At 45.8% G+C, this 16,094-nt stretch carries 8 protein-coding genes; 3 read left to right on the top strand and 5 right to left on the bottom strand.

Annotated elements, in window-relative coordinates:
- Positions 1 to 36: 36 nt before the first annotated feature.
- Positions 37 to 2,349, bottom strand: coding sequence for an NADP-dependent malic enzyme (locus ED312_RS02640; RefSeq protein ID WP_123214457.1), 2,313 nt, complete (start codon positions 2,347 to 2,349; stop codon positions 37 to 39).
- A 131-nt stretch (positions 2,350 to 2,480) separates the two neighbouring features.
- Entirely contained in the window at positions 2,481 to 4,283 is a 1,803-nt protein-coding gene (locus ED312_RS02635) for a glycoside hydrolase family 15 protein (RefSeq protein WP_123214456.1), read from the bottom strand.
- Positions 4,284 to 4,581: 298 nt separating this feature from the next.
- Here ED312_RS02635 and ED312_RS02630 point away from each other — a divergent pair, with 298 nt between their 5' ends.
- Entirely contained in the window at positions 4,582 to 6,798 is a 2,217-nt protein-coding gene (locus ED312_RS02630; RefSeq protein ID WP_123214455.1) for a bifunctional alpha,alpha-trehalose-phosphate synthase (UDP-forming)/trehalose-phosphatase, read from the top strand.
- Positions 6,799 to 7,082: 284 nt separating this feature from the next.
- Positions 7,083 to 8,120, top strand: a complete 1,038-nt coding sequence (locus tag ED312_RS02625; protein ID WP_123214454.1) for a LacI family DNA-binding transcriptional regulator — start codon at positions 7,083 to 7,085, stop codon at positions 8,118 to 8,120.
- 10 nt (positions 8,121 to 8,130) lie between these two features.
- On the opposite strand, the gene queG is transcribed toward ED312_RS02625, so the two are convergent.
- From queG to ruvB, 3 genes are all read right to left on the bottom strand, one after another.
- Entirely contained in the window at positions 8,131 to 9,069 is a 939-nt protein-coding gene (gene queG / locus ED312_RS02620; RefSeq protein ID WP_394342841.1) for a tRNA epoxyqueuosine(34) reductase QueG, read from the bottom strand.
- An 83-nt stretch (positions 9,070 to 9,152) separates the two neighbouring features.
- A complete protein-coding gene (locus tag ED312_RS02615; RefSeq protein ID WP_123214453.1) occupies positions 9,153 to 12,317 on the bottom strand; it encodes a TonB-dependent receptor in 3,165 nt (1,054 codons plus the stop codon).
- A 137-nt stretch (positions 12,318 to 12,454) separates the two neighbouring features.
- A complete protein-coding gene (gene ruvB, locus ED312_RS02610) occupies positions 12,455 to 13,477 on the bottom strand; it encodes a Holliday junction branch migration DNA helicase RuvB (RefSeq protein WP_123214452.1) in 1,023 nt (340 codons plus the stop codon).
- Positions 13,478 to 13,613: 136 nt separating this feature from the next.
- Between ruvB and ED312_RS02605 the strand changes: the two genes are divergently transcribed.
- On the top strand, positions 13,614 to 15,881 hold the full coding sequence (locus ED312_RS02605) for an acyl-CoA dehydrogenase family protein (protein WP_123214451.1): 2,268 nt from the start codon (positions 13,614 to 13,616) through the stop codon (positions 15,879 to 15,881).
- The last annotated feature ends 213 nt before the right edge of the window (positions 15,882 to 16,094 follow it).

Below are 16,094 nucleotides of genomic sequence, written 5' to 3'. Positions count from 1 at the left end.
TGAACATCTTCTGTTTTTTATCAGGGCCTGTACGGGTTAAATGTCCGCAGCAGCGGCAGCTATCTGCTTTTCCTTTTTCTCCTTTTCCTGGGCATCCACAACAGTAACAGCAGCTATATTCACCATTTCTTCCACACTTGCGCCCAGTTGCAGTATATGTACCGGTTTGCGCATTCCCATTAATATGGGACCAATGGAATCTGCTTTGTTGAGTTCTTTCATCAACTTATAGGTAATGTTAGCGGCATCCAGGTTGGGGAAGATAAGCGTATTTACTTTTTTACCTGCCAGTTTGGAGAACGGGAACTTATCCTGGAGCATATCCCTGTTCAATGCAAAATCCGATTGCAATTCCCCATCCACGATAATGTCCGGGTAATACTTGTGAAGATAGGTAACTGCTTCCCGCACTTTCGAGGCTTCCGGAAAGGAGGAAGAACCGAAATTGCCATAAGAAAGCATGGCAATAACCGGTTCAAAACCGAACATCTTCACCGTATGCGCTGTCATTTGGGCTATTTTGGCGAGTTCTTTTCCCGTCGGATTAATATTTATGGAAGTATCCGAGAGGAACATGGGCCCTCTTTCCGTGATCATCAGGTTCATGGCAGCAACTTTTGCCGTTCCTTTCGCTTTCCCGATCAGTTCGAGCATAGGTTTTACGACGGACGGATAACTCCTGGAATATCCTGTTATGAGACCATCTGCGTCTCCTTCATTGACCATCATGGCAGCAAAGTAGTTGCGTTCCCGCATTTTTTTCTCCGCTTCGTAAAGGGTAATACCGCTGCGCTGTCTGCTCTCCCAGTAACGTTTTGCGTACTGGTTCTTCTTATCGTTGTGTTCGTCGGTTTTGGGATCGATGATCTCAATATCCGCATCAAATTCTATTTCCTTCTTAAGCTCCCGGATAATGTCTTCCCTCCCCAGAAGAATAGGATGCCCTATACCTTCTTCATAAACAATCTGGGCGGCTTTTAGCACATCGAGCTGATCTGCTTCTGCAAAGACAATACGTTTCGGATCGGTCTTGGCCCTGTTATGGAGCAATCGTACTATTTTGTTATCATTGCCCAGCCTTTGCATGAGCTCCTCTTCATACTTTTCCCAATCATCAATGGGTTCTGTGGCAACTCCGCTTTCCATTGCAGCCCTGGCTACTGCCGGAGGGACCCTGGCAATAAGTCTCGGATCAAAGGGCTTGGGAATAATGTATTCCCTCCCGAAGTTGAGTTTGGTTTCTCCGTAGGCAATATTCACCTGCTCCGGCACACTTTCCTTGGCCAGTTCCGCAAGTGCTACCACGGCAGCCTTTTTCATTTCTTCATTGATCTTAGTTGCCCGTACATCCAGTGCTCCCCTGAAAATGAAGGGAAAACCGAGCACATTGTTCACCTGGTTAGGGTGGTCGGAACGCCCAGTGGCCATGATAATATCTTTTCGTGTCGCGACCGCCAAATCATAAGAAATCTCCGGGTTGGGATTGGCCATGGCAAAAACTATAGGGTTTTCGGCCATGGACAACAGCATTTCCGGGGTTACGATATCGGCAATGGAAAGACCTATAAATACATCGGCATCCACCATAGCTTCTTCGAGGGTATCTATTTTTCGGTCGGAAGCAAACTCCATTTTTTCCATAGAGAGGTTCTCCCGGTCTTTCCGGATCACTCCTTTACTGTCCAGCATGACAATATTTTCTGCCCTGGCGCCGAATGATTTGTACAACTTGGTACAGGATACCGCTGCCGCGCCTGCCCCGCTTACCACTATCCTTATTTCCTCTATTTTTTTACCGGAGATCTCCACGGCATTGAGCAGCGCAGCTGCCGATATAATGGCCGTGCCGTGCTGGTCATCGTGCATTACCGGTATATCCAGTTCTTCTTTTAGTCTTCTCTCTATTTCAAATGCTTCGGGAGCCTTTATATCTTCGAGGTTTATCCCTCCGAATGTGGGCGCTATATTCTTTACCGTTTCAATAAATTTGTCCACATCTTTGGTATCCACTTCTATGTCAAACACATCGATATCCGCAAATATTTTAAAGAGTAATCCTTTACCTTCCATAACGGGTTTTGCCGCACTGGGGCCTATATCTCCTAATCCCAGCACCGCTGTTCCGTTAGATATTACGGCAACCAGGTTACCTTTGGAAGTATATTTATATGCATTGCTAACATTCTTCTCGATTTCCAGGCAGGGCTCTGCCACCCCGGGAGAATACGCAAGCGCGAGGTCTCTCTGCGTAGCGTAGCGTTTGGTAGGAACCACTTTTATTTTTCCCGGCTGGGGCTTTGCATGGTAAACCAAAGCCTCTCTTCTGAGCTTGTTATTCTTTTTAGTCATGTCCAGTATTTTATAGGAGATACAAAGGTAAAAGGAAAATTAACCGGTGGCATAAGAAATCGTTAAAATTGAAACGCCGGACCCAAGAAATCCGGCGTCTGTCCGTATTCTGTTTTGCTCCCCTGCACCCGTCAGTGTACCACTACTTTTATCTCTTCTTCTTCGGTAATAACATTAGAGAGGTTAATAGCCGTTTCTATAAGGGCGAGATGGGAATAGGCCTGCGGGAAATTCCCCAATAACCTCTTTGACTGAAAATCGATATCTTCACTGAAAAGCCCTAGGTGATTACTGTAAGAAAGGAGTTTTCCGAACATCTTTATCGCCTTTTTGTGCTCCCCTATTTTATACAGGCTGTTAATAAACCAAAAGGTACAGACGGTGAAAGAAGATGTCGGGAGGCCGAAATCATCTTTGTTTTTGTAGCGGTACAGCAGTCCTTCGTAGCACAGTTCTTTTTCGATAGCCTTGACGGTTTTGATGTACTTAGGGTCATTGGCCTGGATAAAACCATAAGGCTCCATCAACAGCACGGAAGCATCAAGGTCCTCCACGCTGTAGGCCTGGGTAAAAGCCTGGACCTTCTCGTTCCATGCCTTGTTCAGTATATCTTCGCGGATCTGCAGTTCCAGGTCTATCCATTTGGTGACATGCTGCGCTTTTCCGAGGATATGGGCTACCTTTATGGCACGGTCTATGGCCACCCAACAAAGAACTTTGGAAAAAGTAAAATGCCGTTCCTCCGTACGGAATTCCCAAATCCCCTTATCAGGTTCTTCCCAGTGCTCACGTACGACCCAGACTATTCCCTTGGTTATGGTCCACAGTTCCTCGCAATTATCCAGTGAGGTTTCGAATTTCACGATCTGCTGGTGGATTACATCCATGAGGATGCCATAAATATCATTCTGACGCTGCTCGTAAGCGGCATTACCGATCCGTACCGGTTTGGAGTTCCCGTAACCCTTGAGATGATCCAGCGTTTTTTCCTCCAGTATCTTTTCTTTGTTGATACCATACATGATCTGCAGCTTTTCATCTTTGTCCGGTATGATATCTATGATAAACTGTAAATAATTCCTGGCCAGATCCACATGCCCCAGGGCAGAAACGACTTTTATCACCATAGAGGCATCCCGTATCCAGCAAAAACGATAATCCCAGTTTCTCACTTCCCCGATGGTCTCCGGGAGTGAAGTGGTAGCAGCAGCCAGCACGGCCCCGGTCCTGTTATGGCTCAGTAACTTGAGGGTCAGGGCACTTCGTATGATTTCCTGGTTATACTTCTTATAGGAAGGTGTACGGTCTGTCCAGTTCAGCCAGTATACCTTGGTGCGTTGCATATCCAGATAGGCCTGCTGGGTGTTCTGCCGGAATATTTTTTCGTTATAGCTGAGCAGAAAGAACTCGTCCTGCTTGAGCTTTATCTCTTCACCGTCCACAATCTTTTTCTTGTCCAGGCTGCTGTACAGGTATAAGGAATCGTATTTGCCTTCCTGTGTAACACTCACAATATAATCCGATTTTATTTTTGTGGAAGTGTCGGCCAGGGCATATTCCAGTTTAGGATCGTATTTTACCCTGAACACCGGTTTTCCGGAGACATATTGTATGTAACGGATAATATCGGGCGGGGCATAATGCCCGGGGCCTTCGAGTTTATACCGCGGCATAAAATCATATATCTCAAAAACATTTTTCCCTTCCGAAAATCTGGTCACCAATATGTTGGTGTTAGGCATATAATTTTGTTCTATAGTATAATTATCGGATACGAGAATTTCAAAACTGCCGCCGATCTCGTCATCCAGCAGCTTGGCAAAAACCGAGGACGAGTCAAACTCGGGAAGACAACACCAGTCCAGGGAGCCTGTTTTGGAGATTAATGCCGCACTTTTACAATTTCCTATGATTCCGTAATCGAGATTATCCATGAATTCAAGTATGGTTAAAGTGGTTTATATATATGGCAAATACCCGTTTCCGGCAATCGTGCCGATTTGATGTGAGAACCCGGGAACTACTTTCCCGGAACGGATATTCACGCCTTTAATAATACTTTTTAAGACCTTAAAATTCGAATAAAATCCTTAAATTAACGAAAAAAAGATCGCTTAATTCAACTTTTGCGAAATAAATAAAATAAAAGGAGGCGAATCATGAAATGAAAAAAATATGCATCCGGAATATGAAAAAGAAAACAACACAAACAGCTATTAAATTACAAATCTAATGAACAAAACCATTATTGTTTCTAACAGACTCCCTTTACAAATATCCCTACATAATAATAATCTCGTGCTCACCCCCAGTGTCGGCGGACTGGCCACCGGAATGAAATCCGTACATGAGGGTGGTAAAAGCCTGTGGATAGGGTGGTCCGGCCTCAAAGAAGAAGACCTCGATCCAAAACTTACGGAAAAGGTAAATGCAGCCATAGCCAAAGAAAACTGTGCGGCAGTGTCCCTTACCGGAAAGGACCTCAACAACTTCTATTACGGATTCAGCAACAACACCTTATGGCCCATGTTCCATTATTTCATGGAATATACCACTTTTGAGGGGAAACACTGGGAATCCTATAAGGAAGTCAACCGGAAATTCGCCGAAACCGTATTAGAGCACACCAATGACGGAGATACCATCTGGGTACACGACTACCAGTTATTACTGCTTCCGGAACTCATAAAACGGGAACGTCCCAATGTTTCGGTCGGTTTCTTCCTGCATATTCCTTTTCCTTCCTATGAGGTATTCCGGGCACTCCCCTGGCGGGAAGAATTGCTTAACGGTATGCTGGGAGCAGATCTTCTTGGTTTCCATACCTACGATTACGAAAGACATTTTTTGAGTTCCGTACGCCGTATATTGCGGCTGGATACCCATTTTAACGAAATCTCTTACCAGGGACGTACCCTCCGGGTAGATTCTTTTCCCATGGGAATCGACTACAACAAATTCCGGAATGCCGCCATTGCACACCACGAACAGGGCCCGGAATATAAATCCGACCTGAAAAAACGACTGGATGCTCACTTACAATCAGCCCCGGACGCCAAGATGATACTTTCCATAGACCGGCTGGATTACACCAAAGGTATTCCCAACCGGCTAAAAGCATTCGAATATTTTCTTGACAAGTATCCGCAATTCCGCGAAAAAGTACGTTTTATACTCCTGGCCGTCCCATCGCGTTCCAATGTACCGCAATACCAGCTACTGAAAAAAGAAACGGACGAACTCGTAGGGCGTATCAACGGAAAATTTTCTACCGTCAACTGGACACCTATATGGTATTTCTACCGTTCCATGCCTTTCGAGAACCTCATTGACCTGTATACTTCATGCGGAGTAGCCCTGATAACACCCATACGTGACGGTATGAACCTGGTTGCCAAAGAATATATTGCTACACGGGTGGACAAGGACGGTGTTCTGGTCTTAAGCGAAATGGCAGGGGCAGCAAAAGAAATGAATGAGGCCCTGCTGATCAATCCGAATAATTTTGAGCAAATAGCCGACACCCTAAAGAGGGCCCTTGAAATGACCGAGGAAGAACAGGCGGAAAGAAATGCCTTTATGCAACGACGCCTGGAGCGGTACAGTGTGGAAAAATGGGCCAAGGAATTTATGAAAGCCCTGCACGCCACCAAACAGCAACACCATGTCATCGTTTCCAAAAAGATCACCCCCGAAATCAAAAAACAATTATTTGGCTCCTATTATAAAGCCAAAAGAAAACTCATTCTCCTGGATTATGACGGCACCCTGGTGAATTTTACCAACATCCCCAAAGATGCCAAACCGGACGATGCGCTTTACGATCTGCTGGACGACCTGAGCAATCAGGAAAACACGGATCTTGTTCTCATAAGCGGCAGGGATAAGGAAACCTTTACGAAATGGTTCGGCGATCGCAGGTATACGCTTATCGTAGAGCACGGTGTATGGTTAAAATCCGGCTACAAGGAATGGCAGGCCCTCGAAAAGCTGAAAAAAGAGTGGATGAATAACCTGAGGCCCATTATAGAAACTTTTGTAGACCGTACCCCGGGAACTTTTATAGAAGAAAAGAACTTTTCACTGGCATGGCATTTCCGTAAAGCCGACCCGGAACTGGCCCAACAGCGTGCCACGGAATTGAAAACCGTGCTTACCAGCCTTATTTCCAACCACGAACTCAGTGTGCTGGAAGGCAATAAAGTCATAGAGATCAAAAGCAGTAATGTAAATAAGGGAAGGGCTTCGTCGCGCCTGCTTGCAGAGAAAGATTACGATTTTATTTTTGCCATTGGTGACGACTGGACCGATGAGTATATGTTCCGGGAGCTTCCCGAAGAGGCTTATACCGTAAAAGTAGGGCTCAAGGAAACCAGTGCGAGATATTACATTAAAGACACCGATAGTGTCAGGGAATTGCTAAAGGGTTTTTTAAAGGGTAAAGTCTGAGCAGGGCCATTATTTGCCTTTTACAGTCCCATAGATGTAAAAAACATACCCGAAAAGACATTCCTATACCAGCTTTCCTGTTCTGGAGGTAATGGGATAGTCCTTTTTGCCTGTAAACGGAACATCCTCAAAATAAAAAATATAACACATTTGGAATATAAGAAGGTATATTTTATTGAATATCTATTTTTTAGATACCAAAAAATGTATTTCTTTTGTATTATTGCTCCTTATACATGCCGTAAGAGATTTTGTGTAGAAAGCCTCTCGTTAATGAGATTTTTATGAGTCAAGTTACCTTAAAAGATATAGCTTCCATACTCGGGGTTTCGGTCACCACAGTGTCCAAAGCCCTGAAAGATTACCCGGATATAAGTGATGACACCAAGCATGCGGTAAAACTTCTGGCGGAAAAGCTGAATTACAAGCCCAATATACATGCAGTGACATTGCGCAGCAATCAATCCAAAACCATAGGGGTTATATTGCCCAAGGTAGACCATCAGTTTTTCGCGGAGACCATTACAGGTATTATTTCCGAGGCCAATATACATGGTTACCAGGTAATTGTTTTGTTCTCTGACGAATCCATGGCCATGGAAGAAAAGCAGGTAGACCTGCTTCTTGAAAAGAGGGTAGATGGCATTTTGATGTCACTGGCCAATGAAACCAACCGTTATGATCATTTGCACAAAGTTGTCAAAAATCAGGTGCCCCTGGTACTGTTTGACAAGATCACGCGCCAGGTAAACTGCTCTAAAGTCATCATAGACGATGAAAAAGCAGCTTCTAAAGCTGTTGAACATCTTATAAAAACAGGTTGCCGGAAGATTGCCCTCTTTGGCGGCCCCAAGTTCCCCAGCAACTACAACTCCAGGCTGAAAGGATATACAAAGGCCCTGGAGAAACACGGAATTACCCCCGACGAATCGCTGGTGTATATCTGTGAGGACCTGAGTATTGCCGAAGGAAGGGAAAATGCCAAAGAATTACTTCAGGCACATCCGGATACCGATGCCATTTTTTGCATTACTGACCATATAGCACTCGGCGCCATTTCATACCTGAACGATGCCAATATTTCCATTCCGGACCAGATTTCGGTTATGGGCTTCAGTAACTGGCTCATTACTCCCTACATAAAACCGCATTTATCTACGGTAGATCAACCCAGCGTTCAAATAGGTAAGGAATCCGCATCTCTGCTCATAGATGAAATACACCGTAAAAACAAAAAGCTGCCGGTTGAATTCTATGAGATCAAGCTACAGACACACCTGGTATTACGGGAAACAACCAAAGCGATTGTAACCAGTAAATAAGATAGAAACATCAGGATTTTTTCAAAAATTCTATATTCCGCTTTAATCCCTCGTACTTCGTACGTTTTACTGCCGATTTCCGAAAAACTTCGCGGAATACTTCTTCCGTAATCTCCTCCCAGTCCTTTTTGCTCATTTTCAGCAAATCGGGGTGCGGATCGAACAAGGGTTCATTGTGAGGTTTGGAAAAGCGGTTCCACGGGCACACGTCCTGGCACACATCGCACCCAAACATCCAATCGTCCAGTTTTCCGTCAAATTCAGCGGGGATGTTCCCTTTAAGCTCTATAGTAAAATAAGAGATACATTTGCTTCCGTCCACGACCATCGGTTCTACAATGGCCTGTGTGGGACAGGCATCTATACAGGCCGTACAGCTGCCGCAATGGTCGGTAGTCACGGGATTATCATATTCGAGCTCCAGATCTACGATAAGTTCGGCTATGAAAAAGAAAGACCCTACTTTTTTGGTTATGAGGTTGCTGTTCTTCCCTATCCAGCCCAATCCGCTCCGGGTAGCCCATGCCCTGTCCAGTACCGGTGCGGAATCTACAAAGGCCCGGCCGCCGACTTCTCCTATCTCTTCCCCTATAAACTCCAAAAGCTGCTTTAATTTATCCTTGATAACGAAATGATAATCCCTTCCGTAGGCATATTTGGAGATCTTAGGACTATCCGTATCCTGCGACTGTACTTCTTCCGGGAAATAATTAAGGGTAAGGGATATAACACTTTTTGCCCCCTCCACCAGCAGCCGGGGGTCCAGCCGTTTGTCGAAGTGGTTTTCCATATATCCCATTTCGCCGTGCATATTCTGCTTCAGCCATTGTTCCAGGCGGGGGGCTTCTTCTTCCAGGAATTCCGCTTTGGATATACCACAGGACATAAAGCCGAGGCGTTTTGCTTCGGCTTTAATACGCTCTGTATACCTGTGTTTTACATCAATCATGTGTTGTGTTCTCTGCGGACGGGACAAAGATACTTACTTCGCCACAATTATCCGAAATACAGCCAGAAAACACCGTATCTTCATCAGAACCCATACCGGATACCCAGCTGTATCTGGTAAGGGTTTCCGGATGGTGATGCCACCCCGGTATTGGGATTGACATTGTAATTATAAGTGTTGGAATCCGTATCAAAACCTCCTATCGAATAGATATTCTGGTTGCCAAGGGTTTTACGCGCTCCCCACTTTTTATTGAGCATATTGGCCAGGTTAAATACATCGGCAGACAGTTCGACATACTGGGATTTAAAGGTATTGAACCTTTTCCTGAGGCTTACGTCCCAGGTCCCGAAGAAATCATTAACCCCTCCGTTCCTTCCGGCAATCTTTCCGTAACTGTCCCGGATATAATCTTTCAGGTGTTCACTGGCTTCCGGGTTGTTCAATATTTGTTCTATACCGTCCCTGTATGCTTCGGGCGTTTCGGGATTACCGGGATCAAAGATATAGGCCAGGTCATTGGAGCTTACGAAATCCCCGTTTACGTTACCATTAACAATGAGCGAATAACGCGTTCCCCCAAATCCGGAATAGCGGAAAGAAAGACTGAAACCGTGAAAGGTGGGCAGGGAGCCATACAAGACCAGTTTATGACGAAAATGATTGTTGGAATAATTCATCTGCCCCAGATCTCTCGGGTCACCGGGGGTCATGGTCACTAGGGTTGCCGTATTGGCCACATCCCCGTTAAAGCTGGTGTTGTCTTTGGTATCGTTCCAGGTATAACTGAACGACAATATGCCGTCCTCGAAATATTGATATGTTCCGTCCAGTACAACAGCGTAGTTGTTTACCTTTCCGTCACTGTTCAGTTTCAATACACGTCCTACCCTGTCCGTTTTCCTTCCTTCGGCCCAGTTTGCAGCTCCGTTGGAAGGGTCAATGGTACTGGCCGGCACATATACGCCGCGGTTCCCTTCGTTAGCCAAACGAAAATAAGGATCATCCACCATATTGGCATCGGTGTACATGTAATTATTCCTCGCAAAGGATGCATAAAGGCTCAGTCCCATTTTAAAACGATCGGTAAAAAAGCGGTTATAGGAAAGGTTGGCTTTATAAAGTGTTGGTATTTTTACATCGTCTCCGTTCATATTTATGGTATTGATAGGAGTAATACCGAGCTCTTCGAGTATTTCTGCTCCAGGGGCCGTGGAAGGATCCGCCCGGTATCCCGGAAAGTCGGGAGTAGGAATATCCACATTATTGCGGTTAATATCCACGGATGCTACGCGGGTACCGTCAAATACCATATTGTTTATCATCACATAATTATTGATATCCGCTCCGAAAATTCCGGCACCGAACCGCAAGATATCTTTTTGCCTTTCCCCGATATCCCATGTAGCCTGTATTCTGGGCTGAAGTTGAAATGTGGTAAGGCTTTTGTCGGTACGAAGCCCCAGATCCTCATAGACAATTTCATTAAAATTCGGCTTATCCATGTAATTGGTATAGTCTGCCCGGATACCGGCCATAAACTCAAATCCGGGAAAAAGGTTGGTCTGCATCTGGGCATAGGCACCGGTTGCGATGATATTCTGTGTTACCGCCGGATCGTTCATCAGGTTTACTTCCCGCACATAGCGATAAGGGTCCAGGTTTTCGAAATCATCCAGTCCGGTAAAATAGAACCTTCCGTTCATCTCACTTCCGTACACGGACTTCATATGTGTATACATCAGGTCAATCCCGAAAGTGTAATCTATTTTATCCGTGCTGTAATACAGGTTATCCACGAGCTGGAACACATTGTTGTAGAATGATTCCGGAATATAGCGCTGTCCCCCGAGCTGAATGGTGGTAAATACATCATTACCGTTTACCTGGGATTGCACCCGCTCTACAATGGCACGGGGAATATTCGCCGAAGGTATCTGGTCTCCGGGAAAAGCACTTTCCGATGTCCTCAGGTACTGAAACTTCAGTTCATTCGTCATTTTCGGGTTCAGTTCGGAGCGCAGGGAAGCCAGAAAACTATTGTCCGTCGTACGTACATTACCGTACACTTCATACAAGTTGATACTACTGTTGTCCGAAATCCCCCTTCGGTTAAGGTCAAAAACATAATTGTTACGGAGCGTCAGGAGGTTCTTTTCATTCAACTGCCAGTCGATACGGGCAAAGACGGCATCTGTTCCCCGTTTCCTGTTGAAAGAACCAAACTGCGGAGAATCGGCCACACCGTATTTACTGCGCGCAATATCAAGAAAACGGTCGAGGGATTGCTGCGATACGTTATACCTGCGTTCGTCTTCCGGGGTACGTATATCGGCAATCTGCAACGGATTGGTATCTTCCTGGTGGTCCCATGCCACAAAAAAGTGCATTTTATCTTTAATGATCGGTCCCCCGAGAGAAAAACCGTATTGGTAAGATGAAAAGTCTTCATCGCGTTTATTACCGCGAATATCATTCGGACTGGATAACCAGTCGGTACGGGCAAAGGTAAAAATGCTTCCTGTCAGGGTATTGGTACCGGATTTGGTGACTGTATTTATGGAGCCCCCTCCGCTTCTTCCGTAGGTGACATCGTACTGGTTCGTCGAGACTTTGAACTCACGAATGGCCTCCATGGAAATGGCATACGAGCCACCGCGACGATTTGCAGTACCCCCGGATGTAGGGTTTCGTGCCGTCATACCGTCTACCGTAAAATTTGTAGACGAAGGCAATTGTCCGGAGAGGCTGTTGCCCGTGCTCAGCGGGGACAGGTCTATCAAAGAAGTAAAATTACGCCCGTTTACGGGTAATTTCTGGAGATCGCGGGCTGTCACCGATGTGGCCGCCCCGAAATTCTTTATCGTATTCTTCAATTCGGAGGCAGACACCACCACTTCATCGAGTGCCTCCGCAGATTCTTCCATTTTAAAATCCACCCGCAGGGCATCGCCCTGGTTCAGTTCATATCCCGTCCTGGTCTGGGTGCCGAAACCGAGATAAGAAACAGTGATCGTATAAGGTTTTCCGAGCGGAAGCTGTTTAATACTGTATTTACCGTTCATATCGGTTATGGTAGCCGTTGAAAACCCCGTGGATTCGTTCTTCACCATTACGGAAACTCCCATCAGGGGTTCGGAAGTATGGTCAACGACAGTCCCTTCGATAATGGCATGGGTTGTTTGTGCTGTTATCGTGAACACCGGATATACCAGCCACAACAGCAATAGTAGAGGAATAGATTTCATATAAGATAGGATTCAGGTTTATGAGGAGCAAAAATAGAAGGGGGGCATTATGCGATTGTATTGTAGGAATTAAATTAATGTAAACAATACGCTATCATATTAAAAAGGAAGAGACCAATAACACCGGGAGGTAATTTTCAGAACAACTCCCCCTGAAAGCCGCCCTTGGTCCTGCCAAGATGCTTGTAGGCTGCCTCGGTAACCTCACGTCCACGGGGGGTCCTCATAATAAATCCTTGCTGGATAAGGAAGGGTTCATATACCTCTTCGATGGTATCCGCACTCTCGGAAACAGCAGTTGCCAGGGTGGTGATTCCCACGGGGCCTCCTTTAAACTTATCTATAATGGTAGAAAGTATTTTGTTATCCATTTCATCCAGTCCGTAAGCATCCACATTGAGTGCTTTTAACCCGAATCTTGCAATTTCGATATCAATATTTCCGTTGCCTTTGATCTGTGCAAAATCGCGTATCCTGCGCAATAAGGCATTGGCTATACGGGGTGTCCCCCTGCTCCGGCCTGCAATTTCTATTGCAGCTTCCATTGTGATGGGGGTCTTAAGTATATGGGCACTGCGTTCTACTATTGTAGACAAAAGTTCGGTCGTATAATATTGCAGCCTGCTGGAAATACCGAAACGGGCGCGCATAGGAGATGTCAGCAGGCCGGAACGCGTGGTCGCCCCTATCAGGGTAAACGGGTTAAGATTGATCTGTACGGTACGTGCATTGGGCCCGCTCTCTATCATAATATCAATCTTGTAATCTTCCATGGCCGAGTACAGGTATTCCTCTACCACAGGGCTCAGGCGATGGATTTCATCTATAAAAAGTACATCCCTTTCATCCAGGTTGGTCAATAATCCGGCGAGGTCACCGGGTTTGTCCAGCACGGGGCCGGAAGTCACCTTTATCCCTACGCCCAGTTCGTTGGCCAGGATATGGGCCAGCGTGGTTTTTCCAAGTCCCGGCGGACCGTGAAACAGGGTATGGTCCAGGGCATCCCCGCGAAGGTTGGCAGCTTTCACAAAGACCTTAAGGTTTTCCAATACCTGGTCCTGCCCGGCAAAATCATCGAAAGAAAGCGGCCGCAGCGTTTTTTCTATATCGATCTCTTCCGGAGAGAAATGGTCGCCTGTAGGATCCAAATACTCATTCATACGGACAAAGATAGCAGAAATGGACAACAAAAGAATTTATCTTGCCTCCTAAATTCTGCACAGCCCATTTACATTCCTTCTTTTGTGATAAAAATCGTAACTTCCCGTTATTTAATATAAAGATGATCGCAATCTCATGGAAACCGAAAAATATTCCGCAAATATTGTAAAATATATCCCTTTTCTCTATGTCGTATGGGCCGATGACCTGTTATCGGCTTCGGAAATAGCCGTATTTAAAAAGGCGGTCAGGGAAGATTCCTTAAGTAAGGAAGAAAGAAAACTGATAAGTTCCTGGCTGAAAACCGAAACCCCTCCTCTTGACAAAGAAATCACTTCCTGGAAGCACCTTATAGACCAATCGGGCATAAAGCTTGTGGAGAGTGATAACTACCCGCTTACCTCATTCAGCATGAAATTGTCCTTCCGAGGGAACAATGAAGAGGAGATATCGAACGAAAACCTCAAGTTCATAGAGATCAACCTGGGCATACAACCCAACCATTACCGGCACCTGTTCGATATACAAACCCGGCAATCCCCGAAGGCGGATTTTTATGACCCGGAAAAAATTGACGGGATTCTGAAAGGTGAACATGCTCCCCATATCGACACCTTCCGGAAATTCCTGTCCGATCCTCTTTTCCAATGGGAAATTTCGAGAGACAAGGACACCTTCCGCCTGCGTGTGTTGGAACAGGTGAAGCTTCTTGCTTCCGCAGGGTACGGGGCCATGGCCTATGAGAAAGCGTACGGCGGAATAGGTAATATGCCCGCATATGCAGGCATATTCGAGAACCTCATGTTCATAGACGGCAGTCTTACCATAAAATTCGGCGTGCAGTTCGGCTTGTTCGGAGGTAGTATCCAGAACCTGGGCACCCGAAAACACCATGACCAATGGCTGAAGGCCACCGGAGAAGCCGGCATACTGGGATGTTTTGCCATGACCGAAACCAGGCACGGCTCCAATGTACGGGGTATTAAAACCACCGCCACTTATGTTAAGGAAACGGACAGTATAGTTATTGACACCCCCGGCAAAAATGATAATAAGGAATATATCGGCAACGCACTGCACGCTACGATGGCAACCGTATTTGCGCAACTTATCGTAAACGGTACCAATGAAGGCGTACATGCCATAGTTGTCCGGATACGTGATGAAAAAGGAAACCTTACCCCCGGCGTACATATTGAAGACAATGGGTATAAGCTGGGATTAAACGGTGTGGACAACGGTAAAATATGGTTCAAAAATGTAAGTGTGCCCAGGGAAAATCTCCTCAACCGTTTTGGTAATATAGACGAGGAAGGGAATTACTCCTCGGACATTAGCAACCCTAACAAACGGTTTTTTACCATGCTCGGCACCCTGGTAGGCGGACGGATATGTGTGGCCAAAGGGGCTGTCGGCGGAACCAAACTGGCACTGGCCACTGCAGTGAAATATGCATTGTCCCGCAGACAGTTCAACAGCGGGGAAAAGGTTCAGGAAGACCTTATCATGGACTACCCTTCGCACCAGTTACGCCTTGTCACTCCCATAGCACAAACGCATGTTTACCATATTACGCTCGAGCATATGATACGCTCTTACTCATCTTCAACAGAGGCGTCGAGAAGGAAGATAGAGACACAGGTAGCAGCTTTAAAAGCCCTCATCACCGACTTTTCCAATAAAACAATACAGGAATGTCGTGAGGCGTGCGGGGGAAAGGGATACCTCCTGGAAAACAGGATCGGGGACCTCAAAAACGATGTAGATATCTTCACAACCTTTGAAGGTGACAATACCGTACTGCTCCAGCTTGCCGCCAAAGGCGTACTTACCGATTTCAAATCAGAATTTAACAGTGACAGTTACGGCGATATACTCAAACTGGTAGGAACACAACTAAGTGACCGCCTGGCCACTTTTAACCCCCTCTTTACAAACAATACGGATAAAGAACATCTTTTCAACCCGGACTTTCATCTCGAAGCTTTCCATTACCGTGTACGCCGGCTTACCTTTACCGCTGCTTCGAGAATACGGCGTTACGTTAAAAAGGGTATTCCGCCGCAACAGGTATCGCTCAACATTCAGACACACCTCATAGCCCTGGGAAAAGCTTATGGTGTTATGCTTTCTTATGAAATCTTTGCCGACTTCGTAAAACAGATAGCGGATGAAAAGATGCAGTTTATCTTCCGGAAGCTGGGAACGCTCTACGCCCTGCATCACATCCGGGAAAATGCCGCATGGTACCTGGAACACGGTTATATAAGCGGCAATAAGTCCAAAGCGATAAGACAACGCGTAGAACGGCTATGCACGGAACTAAGGCCACACGTGGTATCCCTTGTTGATGGTTTCGGTATTCCGGAACATTGTATGACAGCCCCTATAAGCAAGCAATAAAATATCGTATTTAACGTGAATAATGTATAAGACAAAAGGCATTCTCTCTTCAGAAGAGGGGTATTCCGCAAGCGGAACGGAGAGTTTGGCGGGGCCCAACCCCCGGGTATACCTTTGACTTTTGTATTCCACCGGGGCCTGGACTGTTAATTCACTACACTTAAACATTATTCACGTTCAGAAAAACAACGGCCTCAAAACAACTATTTACAT

The organism is Sinomicrobium pectinilyticum (assembly GCF_003725735.1).
Classification (GTDB): domain Bacteria; phylum Bacteroidota; class Bacteroidia; order Flavobacteriales; family Flavobacteriaceae; genus Sinomicrobium; species Sinomicrobium pectinilyticum.
The sequence above is the reverse complement of the archived record's forward strand: the minus strand, read 5'-3'. Positions and strand labels throughout refer to the sequence as shown.